Below are 15961 nucleotides of genomic sequence, written 5' to 3' on the forward strand. Positions count from 1 at the left end.
GTGCGGGCGCGGAGCCGACACGGGCCGGACGGCGCGCGGCAGGGCGGTGGTGCCGCGCTCAGCCGGTGGCGTCGGTGGCCGCGCCGAACCACTGGGGCAGCCGGCCCAGCAGCTCCTGCTGGTCCTCTCCGGCCCATGCCACATGGCCGTCCGGCCGCAGCAGCACCGCGGGCACGTCCAGCTCCTCGCTGACGTCGACGACGTGGTCGACCCGGTCCGCCCAGCCCTCCACCGAGAGCCGGCCGGTCTGGTCGAGCAGCAGCCCGCGGCCGTCGTGCATCAGCTCGTAGAGGCGCCCGCGCTTCAGCCGCACGTCCCGCATCCGGCGGCCGAGCAGGTCGTGGCCCTCACCGAAGTCGTAGCGGACGCCGACCGCGGTGATCATCTCCGTCACGTACCGGTTCACCTCCTCGAAGTCCATCAGCCTCGTGAACAGCTCCCGCAGCGCGGTCGCGCCCGGGTCCGTCCCCAGCAGGGTGATCTGTGCGCGGGTGTTTTCCAGCACGCGGGCGCCCACCGGGTGGCGTTCGGCGTGGTAGCTGTCGAGCAGCCCCTCCGGCGCCCAGCCGTTCACCGCGGCGGCCAGCTTCCAGCCGAGGTTGAACGCGTCCTGCACGCCGAGGTTCAGCCCCTGTCCGCCCGTCGGCGGGTGGATGTGCGCCGCGTCGCCCGCCAGCAGCACCCGGCCGGCGCGGTAGCGCTCGGCCTGCCGGGTGGCGTCGCCGAACCGGGACAGCCAGCGCGGCGAGTGCACGCCGAAGTCGGTGCCCGCGACCGCCCGCAGCCGCTGCTTGAACTCCTCGAGGGTCGGCGCGGTCGCACGGTCCTCGGCCACACCGTCGGCGGGCACGATGACGCGGTACGTCCCGTCCCCGTTGGGGATGGTGCCGAACCGCAGTTGCGTCTTGCGGACTTCCTCGACGACGGCGGCGACCTTCTCCTGGGACTCGGTCATCTCCATGTCGCCGAGCAGCGTCTCGACCTTGGCGGGCTCACCGGGGAAGCCGACGCCGAGCTGCTTGCGCACCACGCTGCGGGCGCCGTCGCACCCGACGAGGTAGCGCGAGCGCAGCTGCGTCCCGTCCGCCAGCTCGACGTTCACCCCTTCCTCGTCCTGGCTCAGCCCGACCACTTCGCAGCCGCGCCGGATCTCGGCGCCGAGTTCGACGGCACGCTCGCCCAGCAGCCGTTCGGTGACCGGCTGCAGGGTGGAGAGGCCGTACGGGTGCCCCGTGTCCAGCCGGTCCGGCCAGGGCTTGGCGATGCCGCCGAAGAGGCCGCCGACCTGGAACTTCTCGCTGACCGCGAGGAACCGGTCCAGCAGTCCGCGCTGGTCCATCATCTCGACGCTGCGCACGTGCAGGCCGCGTCCGCGGGACTCCCTGGTGGGCTCGGCCGACTTCTCGAGCACGACCGTGCCCACTCCGGCCAGCCGCAACTCGCCGGCCAGCATCAACCCGGTAGGCCCGCCGCCGACCACGATCACGTCAATCATCAAGAACGCCCATTCAACGAGATTGGATTCCGGCCGCCCGCTCCACGCGGTCCGACGGCACGCACCACCGGCCGCGGCTCCGGCCCGAAGCGCGCACAGTTCGCGAACCCGTCATTTACCCAGGTTCCGGCCTGGGCCGATCATTCTGCGGCACCACCGGGGCCTTGCCGCAAGCCCCCCACTGCGCTATAAGTTGAGAGTGGCAAGGAGTCCGTGACCTCCTTGCCTTTGTCATTTCTCCGTCCGGTGCGGGCGCGGGGAACGCGCCCTGGACCCCTTGTCGAGGCTGTCCGCCGGCTACTCCCCCGTGTCCGTGGCGGCGACCGCGCCGTCCTTGATGTACCGGGCGATGTTCAGCTCCTGGCCGTGCTCTTCGCGTACGCCCTCCGCCCACAGCACGGTCTGGGTGCCCTCGTGCTTCACCATGCCGGGCGAGACGCCGAGCCGGAATCCGCCCGGCAGCGGCTTCCCCTCCTTGTAGGGGAGGAAGTCGAGCGGCGAGGGCCCGTCGGCCGCGTAGACGGCGCAGTCCGACAGGACCGCGACCGGGAACTGCCCTGTGACCTGGGCGGTCTTGAGCATTTTGCGGTGCATGTTGATCCGCGCCTTGGAGATGACCGCCGCCCGGATGTCCGGCCGCCAGGTGGGCCGGTTCAGGGCCGGCCACGGCCGGCCGGGGCGCCAGCCGCCGCCGCGGGGGCGTTCGCGGAGCTTGCCGATGCCGCCCTTCACCGTCGCCTTGACGGCCGCCAGCACGATCGCCGCCTGGGGGTCGGCCTGCTTGTGGCCGTCCATCGCCTCGAGGAAGGTCTGGGGTTCGAGGCCGGCGGTGACGCCCAGGTCGGCCATGGTCGCCACGTACGCGTCGCGCAGCCGGTTGTACCAGGCGTCGAGGTAGCGGCCGTTCTCGGGACGGACGTACGCCTCGATCGGCGCGACGGCGTGGCCGAGTTCGACCGCGTAGGCGACGGTCGGCGTCGCGTACCAGGCGGGGCCGGTGGGCCGTTCGCCGGTCGGGGTGAACGGCGACGGCAGCCGCGGGTCCAGCTCGACGCCGGAGAGATCGACCAGCCAGCTGCCGGGCAGCTTCGGGTCGAAGGCCGGGTGGGTGACGTGGACCGGCGCGCCGAGCCCGACGACGGTGCCGTTCGCCGCGGCCGCGAACGCCATGTTGACGTCGATACCGACGACGTACGGCTTCGCGCACTCCTCGTCGGTGAGGGGCCGGGCCCAGTCGTACGCCTCTTCCACCAGCACTTCTTCCGGGGTGCGCTGGTGGAAGCGGGGCAGGTCGGCGAGGAGCGGGTGGCCGTCCGGGGCCTCGCACGGCGCGCAGTCCACCGGCTCGGCGCCCAGCGAGCCGGGATTGTGCTCACTGTGCCGGCGGCCGTCGGCGTCCGGCTCGCTCGCCCGGGTGGGCGGATGCAGCGCGGTCATCAGCTCCAGGCCGGTGACGGCGGTGGAGCCGCGCGGGGTCATGACGCGGTCGGCGTAGGTGCCCAGGAGGTGCGCCAGGTCGCCCGGCGGCAGGTCGGCCGCGTCGCCCCACGACCGGGAGTCGAGCGCCTCCCAGCCGGGGATGCACAGCTGTACGCACGCGCGTTGTGAGCCCTTCGCGGGGCGGTAGATGCGGGCCCAGGGGCCGAAGCCGCGGCGGGTGAGCTGCCAGTCGGCCCGCGCCAGCCGGTCGAGGACCTTGTGGCCGTCGCCCAGCCGCCCGGCGCGGCGCTCGTCGTCGGTCAGGCGGGCCGGGAGGCCGTAGTGCTCGGCGGCCGCGTCGGTGAGGACGAGGAGCGGATCGGCGTCCTTGCCGTGGCGACTGAGCCGGGGCGCGCCCAGCTGCGCCTCGGTCAGTGTCCACTCGACCAGCGCGGGCAGGGACTTGGCGGGGACGTCCAGGACGAGGCCGCCGAGGCAGTACGCGACGACGACGCCGTCCTCGCAGTCGACGACGGCGAGCGGGCCGTTGGCGAAACGCGGGTCGTTGGCGGGCGCGGGCGTCCCCTTCGCGGCGGTCTTCGCTGCCGGGGCGGTCGCCGGGGCGGGGCGACGCCGTGGCGTCGATGGGCCCGGGCCGCTCGTCGCCGGGCGGGCGTGAGGTGCGACGGGGGCGGGCTCGACCGGGGCCGCTGCGGTCCTGGCCGGGGCCGGCGCCGGGACGGCCGGGGCTTCGGGGGCCGCCGGCGCCGGGGCGGGCGTCTCGTCGGCCGGGGCCGCGAAGCGGGCGGCAAGGCCCTCCAGCAGCCGGGCGTACGCGGCGCGCTTCGGCGGCCGGGGCTCGGTCTTGCCGGCCTCCCAGTTCCCCACGGCCTCGCGCCGGGCGTCGAGCGCCTTGGCGATCTGGGCCTGGCTCAGCCCGGCCGCCTCCCGCAGCCGCTTGCGCTCGGCGGGCTCCGGCAGATCGTCCTGGGCGACCTGTTCCAGGAGTGCGTCCACCGCGCCGAACAGCTCGTTCTCCGTGGCCACGGCTCACCTCCGCCCAGCAGCCTACAGGGATCACGTACCCCCATCGCTCCTCGAATCGCACTCTGATCACACACGGTCGGCTGAGGGTCTGGAGGTCTCCGGGCCGGTGGTGTGACGTCGCCGGGCGACGGCCGTGTCGATCGGCGATCGACCGCTCTGCGGGCATCGCGCACGGCACAGTGGGGGCATGAACGCAGACGAGAGCAACCTCCTGGCCCGGGGACGGGTGGCGACCAGGCTGCCCGCGCAGGACCTGGAGCGGGCGCGGCGTTTCTACGCCGAGAAGCTCGGCCTGGAGCCCGTCGACGAGCGGCCAGGCGGGCTGCTGTACCGGTGCGGGGGTGTGGACTTCGCACTGTTCGCGTCGACGGGGGCGTCACCCGGCACCTTCACTCAGATGGCATGGGAGGTCGAGGACGTCGAGACGGTCGTGTCGGAGCTCAAGCAGCGGGGCGTGGTGTTCGAGGAGGTCGACCTGCCCGGGCTCCGGACGCGGGACGGGATCGCGGAGATCGACGGGAACTATCCGGGCAAGGGCGCACGGGGCGAGCGCGGCGGCTGGTTCCGTGACAGTGAGGGAAACATGCTGGGCGTCGGCGAACCGGTCCGCTGAGCCGGGCACTTGGACTCGGACGATGACGGCCTGTCAGGGGAGCTTGCGGAGGTGGAGCAGGCCGGGCCTGCCGTCGAGGACGGTCGGGCCGGTCTCGGTGAAACCGGTGCGGGTCAGGACGGTCCGCGAGCCGGTGTTGTCGAGTGTGGCCGCGGCACGGAGGGCCGTGAGGCCGTAATGGGTGGCGGCCCGGTCGCACATCTGGCGGACCGCCGCGGTGGCGAGACCGGCCCCGGCAGCCGACTCGGCGATGCGGAAGCCCAGTTCGGCACTCCGGTCGGCCACGTCGACGAGGTTGACGCGGCCCACTATCGCGCCGGACGAGTCGACGAGTACGTGGAAGTGACACACTCCCGCGGCCTGTTCGGCGAGGCGAGCGCTGAGTTGGGCGGCGAAGTCGGTGAAGTAGGCGTCGCCGCGGTCGGGTACGGAGGCGGCGAAGTAGGCCCGGTTCTCCTGCTCGAAGGCGAGCAGGGCGGTGGCGTGGGCTGCCGTCAGGCGCTCGAGTGCGGGCATGGGGGAAAGGTTAGCCGGAGGCGGCCGGGCGGGCGACGCCCGGCCGCCTCCATCGCGGCTGGGTGCGGCCGGATCGGCCGGTCACGGGGTGTGGGTGAGCCAGCGCTGGAGCGCGGCGTGGGTGTTGTCGTCCAGTGCGCACAGGGCCTCGATGGCGGCGAGGTCGCCCGGGAGCGGGGCGATCCCGGCGGTGGTGAGGGCGGCGTGCAGGTCCAGGCGGCGCCGGTCGGCCGGCTCCAGCGTCAGCGGTACGCGCTGCTCGGGGACGGGCGCGGCGAGGAGGACGTCGACCCGGTCGGGGTCCGCCAGGAGGTAGTCGCCCGTGTCGTGGGCGGAATGGGCGGACGGCCGGGGCCGGTCGTCGAGGACGGTGACGCCCGGGAAGCGGTACGGGTCGGCCGTGGCCGCGGCGTCCGGGGTCATGGTCGGGGTCTGCCAGCCAGTCATGGTGCCTCCTCGGTCGGGGTGTGTGTACAGAGGAGGACTGCGGCGCGGCGAGGGCAGTTGCGGTTCGGGCCGATTGGCACCCGGATGTCCCCTATGGCATTTCTTCACACGTGCGATGAACCGACGGTGCGCACAGCGCCGGCCCCGCCCGGTCCACACCGGCGCAGCACGGCCGCTCAGGGGGCGGCGGGGCCGAGAAGGCGGGCGGTGAGCTGGTCGATGAGGGCGGGGGCCTGCCCGGCGAGAACGGCGGGCACGGTCAGGTCGTCGACGATCATGCCGTGGACGGCCACATAGAGCAGGACCACATCGGTACGGTCGCCGGGCAGGCCCTTGTCGAGATGGAAGCGGATGTTGTTCTCCAGCTCGGCGGCCAGGATCCGGCCCAGCTCGGCGCCCAGTTCCGGGCGGCGGGTGCCTTCCAGACGCAGTTCGAGCATCGCGAGGTAGCTGCTGCGGTCGGCCACCATCCGCTCGTGGATCTCGCGCAGCAGCCGGGCGACGAGCTGGTGGTCGGGCGGCGCGGAGAGCGTCCGGGCGAGGCGGTCCGGATCGGGCGTGAGGCGTTCATGGGTGCGCTTCATGATCTGGCCGAGCATGTGGGCGCGGTGGGTGAAGTAGTTGGAGCTGGTGCCGGTGGGGACGCCGGCTTCGGCGTCGACGGCACGCAGGGTCAGCCCGCGGGAGCCTTCGCGGGCGAGGACCTCGATGGCCGCGTCGAGCAGCGCGGTACGGCGCTGGGGGTTCTGGCGCATGTTCCTCTCCGGTGGGGCTTTCCGCCCGGTCGGGCACCGAGCCGTCGGGCTTCTGCCCGGTCGAGGCGGAATCACATCAGGTGCAGTACTGCGGATGCAGCATCTTGCCAGGCTACTGAGCGACCGGGGTCCCGTAGCGCGAGGCGAGGGCCACCGGCGGAGGACTCACGGGGACAGAGAGGCACGCCATGGTCACGATCGGCACGTATGTCGGGAATGTCACTACGCCGGGGTGGTGAATTCTCCGAGGACCAGCGCCTAACCTTGCGGTTCGTCGGCACATATCGCGGTCTCGATCATCTGGAGCTCCTCAGTGGAACGCGTCGCCCGCGGCCCGCTCACCCCCGGGCGGGCCGCCTCCGAGGGGCTCCGGGCGCCGGGCGAGCTGCCCGGCGAAGCGAGCGGACCGCGCCGGACACTGGTCCCCGCACAGGCCGGACCGCCCACGGTCCCCGCGCAGCCGGGTCCGCCGCACACCGCTCCCGCGTCCGCGCCGCCCGCCGACGGCCGCGCCACCCGACGCGACGAAGACCTCCGCCGGGAAGAGCTCGGCCGGCAGGCCGCGGAGGTCCTCGAGGGAAACTGGCGGGGCACGTCGACGGTCCCCTCCCCCGCGCTGTATCCGCACCAGTGGAGCTGGGACTCGGCCTTCATCGCCATCGGCCTGCGCCATCTGTCGCCCCGGCGTGCCCAGGGCGAACTGGAGACGCTGCTGGACGCCCAGTGGGCGGACGGGCGCGTCCCCCACATCGTGTTCAGCCCCGCCGTGCCGCTCGGCGCCTACTTCCCGAGCCCGGACTTCTGGCGGTCGTCCGGCGCCGGCCGGGCGGCGGGCGCGCCGGAGGACGTGGAGACCTCCGGCATCGTGCAGCCGCCCGTCCACGCGCTGGCCGCCTGGCTGGTCCACCGGAGCGACCCCGAACTCTCCCGCCGCCGCGGGTTCCTGGAGGGCGTCCGGCCGCGCCTCGCGGCCTGGCACGACTATCTGACCGGGTCCCGCGACCTCGGCGGTGAGGGGCTGGCCGCCGTCGTCCATCCCTGGGAGTCCGGCATGGACAACAGCCCGTGCTGGGACGAGCCCCTCGACCGTGTCGAGCCGGCTCCCGCCGGCTCCTTCCGGCGGGCCGACCTCGACTGCGGTGACGGCGCCGACCGCCCCACCGACCTGGACTACGGCCGCTACGTCCGCCTGGCCGCCCAGTACCGTGACGGCGGCTACCGCGACGCGGGCCGTGAGCACCCGTTCGCCGTCGAGGACCCCGGCTTCAACGCGCTGCTCGCCCTGTCCGAGCACGCCCTCGCCGAGATCACCGCGGAGCTCGGGCAGGACCCTGCCCCGCACCGGTCACGGGCGCGCCGGCTGACCGCCGCCCTGGTGCGGCGGCTGTGGGACGAGGACGCCGGGATGTTCCTCTGCCGCGACGTGCACACCGGCCGCCCCGTACGGGAGATGAGCGTCACCGGTCTGCTGCCGCTGGTGCTCCCCGGTCTTCCCGGGGACATCGCCGGCACTCTGGTGCGCACCATGAGCGGACCGCGTTTCGGGCTCGGTACGACGACGGACCTGGTGCCCAGTTACGACCTGCACGGCCCGGCCTTCGACGCCTGCCGCTACTGGCGCGGCCCGGCCTGGTTCAACGTGAACTGGCTGCTGGAGCGCGGGCTGCGGCAGCACGGCGCGACCGTCCGCGCCGACGCGCTGGAGCAGTCCCTCCTCGCGGCGGCCGGCGCGTCCGGCTTCGCCGAGTACGTCGACCCGCACACCGGTCGGGCGCGCGGCGCGACGGGCTTCAGCTGGACCGCCGCCGTCGTCGTCGATCTCCTCGCCCGGGCCCGCGACAGGGACGACGCACCGGTGGCTGCGGGCGTCTGAGCGCCGGAACGGCCGACGTAGCCTGGAACGCATGACTGAGCGCAAGCCGCCAGGCGTCAGCTTCGAGTCCTGGGTCGACAAGCAGATCCGGGAGGCCACCGAGCGTGGCGAGTTCCGGGATCTGCCGGGCTTCGGCCGTCCGCTCCCGCCGTCCGACGGCACGTCCGGCGACACGCACGACGAGATGTGGTGGATCAAGGGGAAGATGCGCCGCGAAGGGCTCGGCTTCCTCCCGCCGACGCTCGCGCTGCGCAAGGAGGCGGAGGAAGCCCTTGAGAGGGCCGCGCGGGCCCCGTCGGAGTCCATGGTGCGGCGCATCGTCGGGGAGATCAACGAGAAGATCGCGGCGGCGGTCCGGCGTCCGCCGCCCGGCCCGCCGCTGGGGCTGACGCCGTACGACGTGGAGGCGGTCGTCGAGGACTGGCGGCGCGGCCGCGCCTGAGGACGGGCCCGCTCACGCCGCCCTCGTACGGGTCAGGACGGTTCAGCGCCCAGCCATGACGCCACCGTCCGCGCGATGGGCTGCCCGGTCTCCAGTTCCACGAAGCCGAACTGCCCGCCCTGGTTGCACTCGAGGAACCACCAGGCGCCGGCGGAGTCCTCCGCGAAGTCGAAGGCGCCGTAGGCGAGTTCGGCGTGCTTCTTGTACGTCTCGACGGCCCGGGCGATCGGGGCGGGCACCTCCACGGGCTGCCACGCGTGCCCGGTGTCGCCGTAGCGGCCGTCGACCTGTCCCGGTTCGGCGGCCTTGCGGGCGGCGAAGTGCCGGTCGCCCACGCTGGTGAGCCGGATGTCGGCGCGCTTGGCGATGTAGCGCTGCAGCAGGGTGGGGGCCGCGGCCACGGCGGAGAAGTCGGCGTCCGGCGGTACGAGCGTGGTCGGCAGCGCCATCGGCGGGTCGCCCGGTGACTTTCCGGAGACCGACTTCACGACCACCTGCCGGTACTGCTCGGCGAATCGGCGGGCCATCGTCGGATGCGTGGTGAGGAGCGTGGCGGGCACCGGGAAGCCGCTGAGGTGCGCGATGCGCATCTGCCAGGGTTTGCGCCGGGCCTTGGCGGCGGCGCTCGGGTGGTTCATCCACCGCGCCGGGGTGCAGTCGAGCATTCCGTACAGGGCGTGCGCGCTCTCGGTGGTCAGCCAGTCGGACGGCTCCGGCGCGTGCGCCGCCGGCTCGCCGGGCCTGCGGATCCAGACCGAGCGCAGGCCCCGCATGCTCGCCACCCGGCCGCCGCTGGACAGGTAGCCGCGGAACTCGCCCCGTACGTACTCCACGGAGAGCGACGCTCCGCCGGGCAGGTCAGCGGGGTCGAACCGGACCAGGGGGACGCCCTGTTCGTGCAGCTCGGCCACCACCATGTCGGCGGTGACGTCGGCCTCGCACGTGAGCACCAGCACCGTCACGTCGCACAGCCGGTCAGTCGTCGAAGTGGGTCGCGGAGCCGGCCTTCGACGTCGTCGTGCCGGCCAGGGCGAGCAGCCCCCGGTCCGTCACGGCGGGCCGTCCGTCGGCGAGGACGTTCAACTGCAGGGTCGCGTCGTACGCATAGGGGGCGAGCGCCGCGGCCGGCTCGGCTGGGCGTGCGAAGTTCCACGCGAACGGTTTCATGCGTCTTCCTCCCCTTGCCCGTGCGCGCCGGCCCGGGCTCTCGTGTGACAGGTACGTGTGTACGACGTAATGGTTTCAGTACGTACCGTGACCGGCTGTCTGCTGTTCCTCTACGGCTCCCCCATGGACGTCCCGGCACCGACAGCGCCGTGACGCTGCCTTGGCGGGACTTCCACTGCCTTCCGGCGCCGTGAAGACAGACGCACCACCAGCCCCACAGGTTTCAGAGAACCCGCCAACGTGACCCAGGCAACACGCCGAAAGGGCGGATACGGCGCATTCCCGGCGAACGGGTGGGCCGCGCACGGTTGTCGCTTCGACGCGGGCCGCCGGGGCAAAAGCTGGTCGGAGGGCTCCCCGCCTTCTTCACTTCCTTCACACCCGTTACCCCTTGACCCAAGGACCGGTGCACTGATGAGCGAATACGAACGTTCCCGGACCATGCCCGCACTCCCGGAACATGTCTACGACCAGGCGGCCCGGGTGGACCAGCTCGACGGCTGGCTCCCTGAGGACCTGCACGTCCGCGCGGAGGAACTGCCCGCGGTCACCGTGCACGAGGACCGCACCGACGAGGACACCCCCGCCCTGCTGAGTCCGGAGAAGGACCAGATGCGGGTCGAGTGGGGGACGCGGGAGCAGGGAAGCTACGCCGGGTGGCTTCAGGTGGCCGGCATCGGCTCCGGCGCCAGCGAGGTCACCGTCCATCTGTCGTTCTTCGACGAGACGCACGACCCCGGGGAGCAGGCGGTGAACGACGCCCTCGACCGGAGCCTGCGGCGGCTGGAGGAGCAGGTGCGGCTCAGGGGCGAGGGCGCCGCTGGCTGACCGGCCGGTCCCGCAGAGCGCGTGAGCGTGCCCGGCCCGCACCGGGCGGGCACGTCAGCGTGACAGTGTGATGGCGATGCCCGCGAGGGCGGACAGCACTCCGCCCCACGCCCAATGCTGCATCGGCGCGTTGAAGAACCGGTGGTGGTCATGGCCGTCGTTCGGCTTACAGCAGGTCTCGCGGCGAAGGCCCGTCAGGAGAAGCAGCGTTCCAGCGCCTCCTGGGCCGCCTCGTGCGCGGCCCGGCGGTCCTCCCCCACCAGGCCGATCCTGGTCCGGCGGTCGAGGACGTCCGACTCGTCCAGGGCGCCCTCGTGCCGCACGGCCCAGACGAGTTCGGCGCGGGTGACCGGATGGCCCGGGACGGCGGGCCGGGCGAGGGCGGGGTCGGCGAGGCCGAGCGCGTGGACGGCCGGGGCCTCCGCCCCGTAGCGGCGGACCAGGCGCCGGGGTGCGCCGAGCCGGGCGAGCACGCCGGCCGGGGCCGCGCCGACGAGGGGAGTGGCGGCGGTGCGGCTGGGGCCGGCGGTGAGGCCGCCCGCGGTGAGGGCGGCGTCCACGGCGTCCTGGGCCATCCGCCGGTAGGTGGTGAGCTTCCCGCCGACGACGGTGACGACGCCCCCGGGCGAGGTGAGGACGGCGTGCCTGCGGGAGATGTCGGCCGTGCGTCCGGCGCCGCCCGGCGCACCGGTGTCCAGCAGTGGCCGCAGCCCGGCGAACGCGCCGATGACGTCCTCGCGGCCCAGCGGTGCGTCGAGGGCGGAGCCGAGGACGTCGAGGAGGAAGCCGATGTCGGTCTCCGGCACGTCGGGCACGTCGGGGACGGGGCCTTCGACCGGTTCGTCGGTGAGGCCCACGTACACCCGCCCGTCGCCCTGCGGCAGGACGAGGACGAAGCGGTTGGTCTCGCCGGGGACCGGGATGTGCATGCCCGCCCGCAGACCGGCCAGGTCGTCGGAGCGCAGCACGAGGTGGGTGCCGCGGGAGGGGCGCAGCCGGATGTCGTCGACGAGGCCGCCCGCCCACACGCCGGCGGCGTTGACGACGGTGCGGGCCCGGATGCGCAGTTCCTCGCCGGTGAGTTCGTCGCGTACGCGGGCGCCGGCGCCGGTCACCTCGAGTGCGCGGGTCCGGGTGAGGATGCGGGCGCCGTGGGCGGCGGCGGTCCGGGCGACGGCGGTCACCAGGCGGGCGTCGTCGGTGAGTTGGCCGTCCCAGGAGAGGAGCCCGCCGCGCAGGCCGGCCTGGCGCAGCACGGGGGCCATGTGCCGGGTCTCGACGGCGGAGAGGGTGCGGGGCGCGGGCAGGGTGGCGCGTGAGGTGCGGGCGCCGGCGCGCAGCAGGTCCCCGGCGCGCAGTCCCGCCCGGGTCAGCGCGGCCTGGCCACGGGAGACGAGGGGGGTGAGCGGCATGACGAAGGGCTGGGCGCGGACCAGGTGGGGAGCGGTGCGCTCCATGAGGATGCCGCGTTCGACGGCGCTCTCGTGGGCGACGTCGAGGTGGCCGGTGGCGAGGTAGCGCAGTCCGCCGTGGATGAGTTTGGAGCTCCACCGGGAGGTGCCGAAGGCGAGGTCGTGGGCGTCGATCGCGGCGACGGTGAGGCCGCGGGAGGCGGCGTCGAGGGCGGCTCCGGCGCCGGTTGCGCCGAGGCCGACGACGAGGACGTCGACCTCGGCGCCGTCGGCGAGTTCGGCGAGTTCACGGCTGCGGCGGGCCGCGTTCAGCGAGGACGCGGCGGCCCGGGCGCCGGGCCCGTCGTGCCCGCCGTGGCTGTCGTGCCTGTGGTTCCTGTCGGGGCGGCGGCTCATGGGGCGAGGGTCCTCTCCAGGATGGTCCGCAGTTCGTCGAGGAAGGCTGCGTCGGCGAGTTCGGGGTCGGCCTCTTCGGTCATCGTGCGCAGGGACAGGGCGAAGGACTGTACGACGAGCAGCAGGGAGCGGGCCTGGCGGTCGGGGTGGAAGCGGCGGATCGACCCGTCGGCGTGGCCCTCCGCGAGGCCGCCGGCCAGGAGCCCCAGCAGGGCGTCCTGGCTGGCGCCCCTGCGGTCGAGGATGTAGGGGAGCAGGAGCTCCGGGTCCACGTCGATGATCTTGTGGAAGAGCGGGTGGGCGCGGAAGGCGGCGACGCCCGCGACGAGCCCGTCGACGACGCGACGGCGCGCGGGCGTGTCCGGCCGCTGCTCGGGCATGGCGCCGACGGCGAGGCCGGTCCACTCCCGGGTCATCAGGTCGCCGACGAGGGTGCGCACGTCGGGCCAGCGGCGGTAGAGGGTCATCCGGGAGACCCCGGCGCGCCGGGCGATGTCGGTGAGCGTGGTCCGGCGTACGCCGACGGCCAGGACGCAGTCCCGGGCGGCGTCGAGGACGGTGTCCGCGTCCGAATGGTTGTGACGAATGGGCGTCATCTGTCACAGTGTAATGCCAGTGCGGGCCGCACGGCAGTGCGCCCCGCCGGAGCCCGGCGGAAACCGATGTGAGGAAACAGCACACGTGGACATGTTGTGGAGCGGCTGGGGCGACCCGGCCAAGGCAGCGCCCCTGCCGGATTCGGTGACCGGCCTGCTGCGCGATCTGCTCGGCGTGACACCGCGGGCGAGCGGCGCCGCCGCGCTCGAGGACATCGCCGTCCCGGCCTGCCCCCTCACCGACGCGGCGCGCGCCGCGCTCAGCGGGTGCGTGGGCGAGGCGCAGGTGCACACCGACGCGGAGAGCCGTCTGCGGCACACCCGGGGCAAGTCCACCCCCGATCTGCTGCGGATCCGGGCCGGCGACGTGGCCGACGTCCCCGCGGCGGTCGTGCTGCCGGGCGGTCACGACGAGGTGGCGGCCGTTCTGCGGGCCTGCGCGGAACACACCGTGTCCGTCGTTCCCTTCGGCGGCGGCACCTCCGTCGTCGGCGGCCTGGCCCCCGAGGGCGAGCGCCCGTTCGTCGCACTGGACCTGCGCCGGCTGGATGCCCTGCTCGCCCTCGACGACGTCTCCCGTACGGCCACCCTGCAGCCGGGGCTGCGCGCCCCCGAGTGCGAACGGCTGCTGAACGAGCGGGGCTGGACGCTGGGCCACTTCCCGCAGTCCTTCGAGTGGGCCACCATCGGCGGTTTCGCCGCGGCCCGCTCCAGCGGCCAGGCGTCGGCGGGATACGGCCGTTTCGACGAGATGGTCCTCGGCCTCACCCTCGCCACCCCGGAGGGGACCCTGGAGGCCGGGCGCGCGCCGCGCTCGGCCGCCGGGCCCGACCTGCGGCAGCTGGTGCTCGGCTCCGAGGGCGCGCTCGGCGTGATCACGTCGGTGACCGTACGGATCCGGCCGCTGCCGGCCACCCGGGTCTACGAGGGCTGGCGCTTCGAGTCGTTCGAGGCGGGGGCAGCGGCCCTGCGCAGGCTCGCCCAGGACGGTCCCCGGCCGACCGTGCTGCGCCTGTCGGACGAGACGGAGACGTTCGTCGGCCTGGCACAGCCCGACCGGATCGGCAGCTCCCTCGCTCGGCAGCCCGCCGGATGCATGGCGATCGCGGGCTACGAGGGCACCGCGGCGGACACCGCCGACCGGCGGGCACGCGCCCGTGAGGTGCTGCTGGCGTGCGGCGGCGAGTACGCGGGTGAGGAGCCGGGCGACCGCTGGGCGCACGGCCGCTACAACGCGCCCTATCTGCGCGACGCCCTGCTCGACGCGGGCGCCTTCGCGGAGACGCTGGAGACGGCCGCCTTCTGGTCCGCCCTCCCGGCGCTCTACGAGCGGGTGCGCGAGGCGCTCACCGCCACGCTGACCGAGGCGGGGACCCCGCCGCTGGTGATGTGCCACATCTCGCACGTGTACGAGAACGGCGCGTCCCTGTACTTCACGGTCGTCTCGGCGCAGGGTGACGACCCGGTCCCCCACTGGGCCCCCGCCAAGCAGGCGGCGAACGAGGCGATCCTCACGGCCGGCGGCACCATCAGCCACCACCACGGCGTCGGCACCGACCACCGCGACGGTTACGAGCGGGAGATCGGCCCGGTCGGGGTCCGGATCCTGCGGGCCCTCAAGGCCGAACTCGACCCGGCCGGGGTGCTCAGTCCCGGCGTGCTCGTCCCCCTCCGCTGACCGGCCACTGCCTCCCGAAAGGCGTACTCATGCGACAGTTCACCGCCGTCGTCAACCCTGCCGCGGGCGGGTCGAGCGGTACGGCGGCCCTGCTGCCGCTGGCCCGCCTCCTGCGGGAGGCCGGGGCACGGCTCGACACGCAGTACAGCCGCAGCCTGGAGCACGCCCAGGAGGTGGCGCGACAGGCGGGCGGGCAGGGTCATGTCGTGCTCGCCGTGGGCGGCGACGGCATCGCGGGCTGCGTCGGCGGCGCGCTCAGCGGCACCGACGCCGTCCTCGGCATCGTCCCCGCCGGGCGCGGCAACGACTTCGCCAGGGCGCTGGGGCTGCCCACGGAGCCCGCCGCGCTGGCCGGACTGCTGCTGAACGGCTCCCCGCGACCGGTCGACACCATCCGGGTGTCCTCGGCCTTCCACGCCGAAACGTCCGTGCTGGGCAGTGTGTACGCGGGCGTGGACGCGGTGGCCAACCGGCACGCCAACACCTCCCGGCTGCTGCGGGGCGCCGCCTCGTACTACGCGGGCGGGCTGCGGGCCGTCGTGGGCTGGCGGCCCGCCGCGTACCGCATCACGGTCGACGGAACCCTGTACGAGCGGCGCGGCTACACGGTCGTGGCGGCCAACTCGGGCTTCTACGGCTTCGGTCGGCAGATCGCGCCGGACGCCCGGGTCGACGACGGCCTGCTGGACGTCGTCGTCATCCGGCACGCACCCAAGCGCCTGTTCTTCACCATGATGAACGAACTGAAGACCGGGGCCCACGTCGCCCGTCCCGAAGTGGAGGTCCTGCGGGGCCGGGAGGTCCGTGTCGAGGCGGACCGGGACGTCCCGTACGGCGCCGACGGCGAGGTCGAGGCGGCGCTGCCGGTGACGGTGCGCGTCGAGCCGGGTGCGCTGAACGTGATCCGCTGACGGGCCGCCGCGTCCCGCCGGGTGGCGGGTGGCGCTGCAGGCGGCGCCAACTGGCGTCCGGCGGTTGAAATCTGGACGACTCGTGTCCATTTCATGCCATTTGCGCGGCTCCTCCGGCTGCGCTCCACTGGAAGGGCAACTGCACGTTCCTCCCGTAAGGGGATGGTGGCATGTCTTTCACGAAGCCTGAGGTCCAGGACGCCAAGGTCCTGGAGACCGACGTCGAAGCAGCCCTCAACCCGGTGGAAGCAGAGGGCTTCTACCGCGACACCCGCGAATGCGCCGCGCTGGCGCTGTCGGGCGGCAGCCACGAGCTGCTGCTCGCGCCGCCCACTCCGCGCCCGAAGAAGCGCTGACGGGACAGCG

16 protein-coding genes are annotated in these 15961 nt (G+C 73.8%); 7 read left to right on the forward strand and 9 right to left on the reverse strand.

Annotated features, from left to right (window positions below):
- Nucleotides 1-58 precede the first annotated feature (58 nt).
- Both rox and tap read right to left on the reverse strand, forming a co-directional pair.
- Nucleotides 59-1495, reverse strand: coding sequence for a rifampin monooxygenase (gene rox / locus ACFYOP_RS22815; RefSeq protein ID WP_356893053.1), 1437 nt, complete (start codon nucleotides 1493-1495; stop codon nucleotides 59-61).
- Between the two features lie 297 nt (nucleotides 1496-1792).
- Nucleotides 1793-3961: a telomere-associated protein Tap gene (gene tap, locus ACFYOP_RS22820; RefSeq protein WP_356893051.1), complete on the reverse strand. Its 2169-nt coding sequence runs from the start codon at nucleotides 3959-3961 to the stop codon at nucleotides 1793-1795.
- 187 nt (nucleotides 3962-4148) lie between these two features.
- On the opposite strand from tap, the gene ACFYOP_RS22825 reads away from it, so the two are divergent.
- Nucleotides 4149-4574 carry a VOC family protein gene (locus ACFYOP_RS22825; protein ID WP_356893049.1) on the forward strand — a complete coding sequence of 142 codons (426 nt, stop codon included), beginning with the start codon at nucleotides 4149-4151 and terminating at the stop codon, nucleotides 4572-4574.
- A gap of 33 nt (nucleotides 4575-4607) precedes the next feature.
- Here ACFYOP_RS22825 and ACFYOP_RS22830 read toward each other — a convergent pair whose 3' ends face one another.
- From ACFYOP_RS22830 to ACFYOP_RS22840, 3 genes are all read right to left on the reverse strand, one after another.
- Nucleotides 4608-5090, reverse strand: coding sequence for a GNAT family N-acetyltransferase (locus tag ACFYOP_RS22830; RefSeq protein WP_356893047.1), 483 nt, complete (start codon nucleotides 5088-5090; stop codon nucleotides 4608-4610).
- A gap of 81 nt (nucleotides 5091-5171) precedes the next feature.
- Nucleotides 5172-5537: a hypothetical protein gene (locus tag ACFYOP_RS22835; RefSeq protein ID WP_356893045.1), complete on the reverse strand. Its 366-nt coding sequence runs from the start codon at nucleotides 5535-5537 to the stop codon at nucleotides 5172-5174.
- A 176-nt stretch (nucleotides 5538-5713) separates the two neighbouring features.
- Nucleotides 5714-6292 carry a TetR family transcriptional regulator gene (locus ACFYOP_RS22840; protein ID WP_356893043.1) on the reverse strand — a complete coding sequence of 193 codons (579 nt, stop codon included), beginning with the start codon at nucleotides 6290-6292 and terminating at the stop codon, nucleotides 5714-5716.
- Nucleotides 6293-6710: 418 nt separating this feature from the next.
- Here ACFYOP_RS22840 and ACFYOP_RS22845 point away from each other — a divergent pair, with 418 nt between their 5' ends.
- Complete coding sequence (locus ACFYOP_RS22845; protein ID WP_388452593.1) at nucleotides 6711-8165, forward strand: trehalase family glycosidase; 1455 nt, start codon at nucleotides 6711-6713, stop codon at nucleotides 8163-8165.
- Between the two features lie 31 nt (nucleotides 8166-8196).
- Complete coding sequence (locus ACFYOP_RS22850; RefSeq protein ID WP_356893039.1) at nucleotides 8197-8607, forward strand: DUF1992 domain-containing protein; 411 nt, start codon at nucleotides 8197-8199, stop codon at nucleotides 8605-8607.
- Nucleotides 8608-8639: 32 nt separating this feature from the next.
- On the opposite strand, the gene tgmB is transcribed toward ACFYOP_RS22850, so the two are convergent.
- Nucleotides 8640-9569, reverse strand: coding sequence for an ATP-grasp ribosomal peptide maturase (gene tgmB, locus ACFYOP_RS22855; protein ID WP_356893037.1), 930 nt, complete (start codon nucleotides 9567-9569; stop codon nucleotides 8640-8642).
- Between the two features lie 13 nt (nucleotides 9570-9582).
- Entirely contained in the window at nucleotides 9583-9774 is a 192-nt protein-coding gene (gene tgmA, locus ACFYOP_RS22860; protein ID WP_356893035.1) for a putative ATP-grasp-modified RiPP, read from the reverse strand.
- 414 nt (nucleotides 9775-10188) lie between these two features.
- Between tgmA and ACFYOP_RS22865 the strand changes: the two genes are divergently transcribed.
- The gene (locus tag ACFYOP_RS22865; protein ID WP_356893033.1) at nucleotides 10189-10602 is read left to right on the forward strand and encodes an SRPBCC family protein; all 414 of its coding nucleotides are present in this window, start codon (nucleotides 10189-10191) and stop codon (nucleotides 10600-10602) included.
- A 194-nt stretch (nucleotides 10603-10796) separates the two neighbouring features.
- Here ACFYOP_RS22865 and ACFYOP_RS22870 read toward each other — a convergent pair whose 3' ends face one another.
- Complete coding sequence (locus tag ACFYOP_RS22870; RefSeq protein WP_356893031.1) at nucleotides 10797-12410, reverse strand: glycerol-3-phosphate dehydrogenase/oxidase; 1614 nt, start codon at nucleotides 12408-12410, stop codon at nucleotides 10797-10799.
- A complete protein-coding gene (locus tag ACFYOP_RS22875; protein ID WP_356893029.1) occupies nucleotides 12407-13006 on the reverse strand; it encodes a helix-turn-helix domain-containing protein in 600 nt (199 codons plus the stop codon). The genes ACFYOP_RS22870 and ACFYOP_RS22875 overlap by 4 nt, the downstream gene beginning before the upstream one ends.
- A gap of 85 nt (nucleotides 13007-13091) precedes the next feature.
- Here ACFYOP_RS22875 and ACFYOP_RS22880 point away from each other — a divergent pair, with 85 nt between their 5' ends.
- The 3 genes from ACFYOP_RS22880 (at nucleotide 13092) to ACFYOP_RS22890 (ending at nucleotide 15951) form a co-directional block, all read left to right on the forward strand.
- Nucleotides 13092-14684, forward strand: a complete 1593-nt coding sequence (locus ACFYOP_RS22880) for an FAD-binding oxidoreductase (RefSeq protein WP_356893027.1) — start codon at nucleotides 13092-13094, stop codon at nucleotides 14682-14684.
- A 29-nt stretch (nucleotides 14685-14713) separates the two neighbouring features.
- Nucleotides 14714-15595 (forward strand): YegS/Rv2252/BmrU family lipid kinase, encoded by an 882-nt coding sequence (locus ACFYOP_RS22885; protein WP_356893025.1) that lies wholly within the window; start codon nucleotides 14714-14716, stop codon nucleotides 15593-15595.
- A gap of 170 nt (nucleotides 15596-15765) precedes the next feature.
- The gene (locus ACFYOP_RS22890) at nucleotides 15766-15951 is read left to right on the forward strand and encodes a hypothetical protein (protein ID WP_356893023.1); all 186 of its coding nucleotides are present in this window, start codon (nucleotides 15766-15768) and stop codon (nucleotides 15949-15951) included.
- Nucleotides 15952-15961 lie beyond the last annotated feature (10 nt).

It is taken from the genome of Streptomyces sp. NPDC006294, assembly GCF_042870895.1.
In the GTDB taxonomy this organism is placed as follows: domain Bacteria; phylum Actinomycetota; class Actinomycetes; order Streptomycetales; family Streptomycetaceae; genus Streptomyces.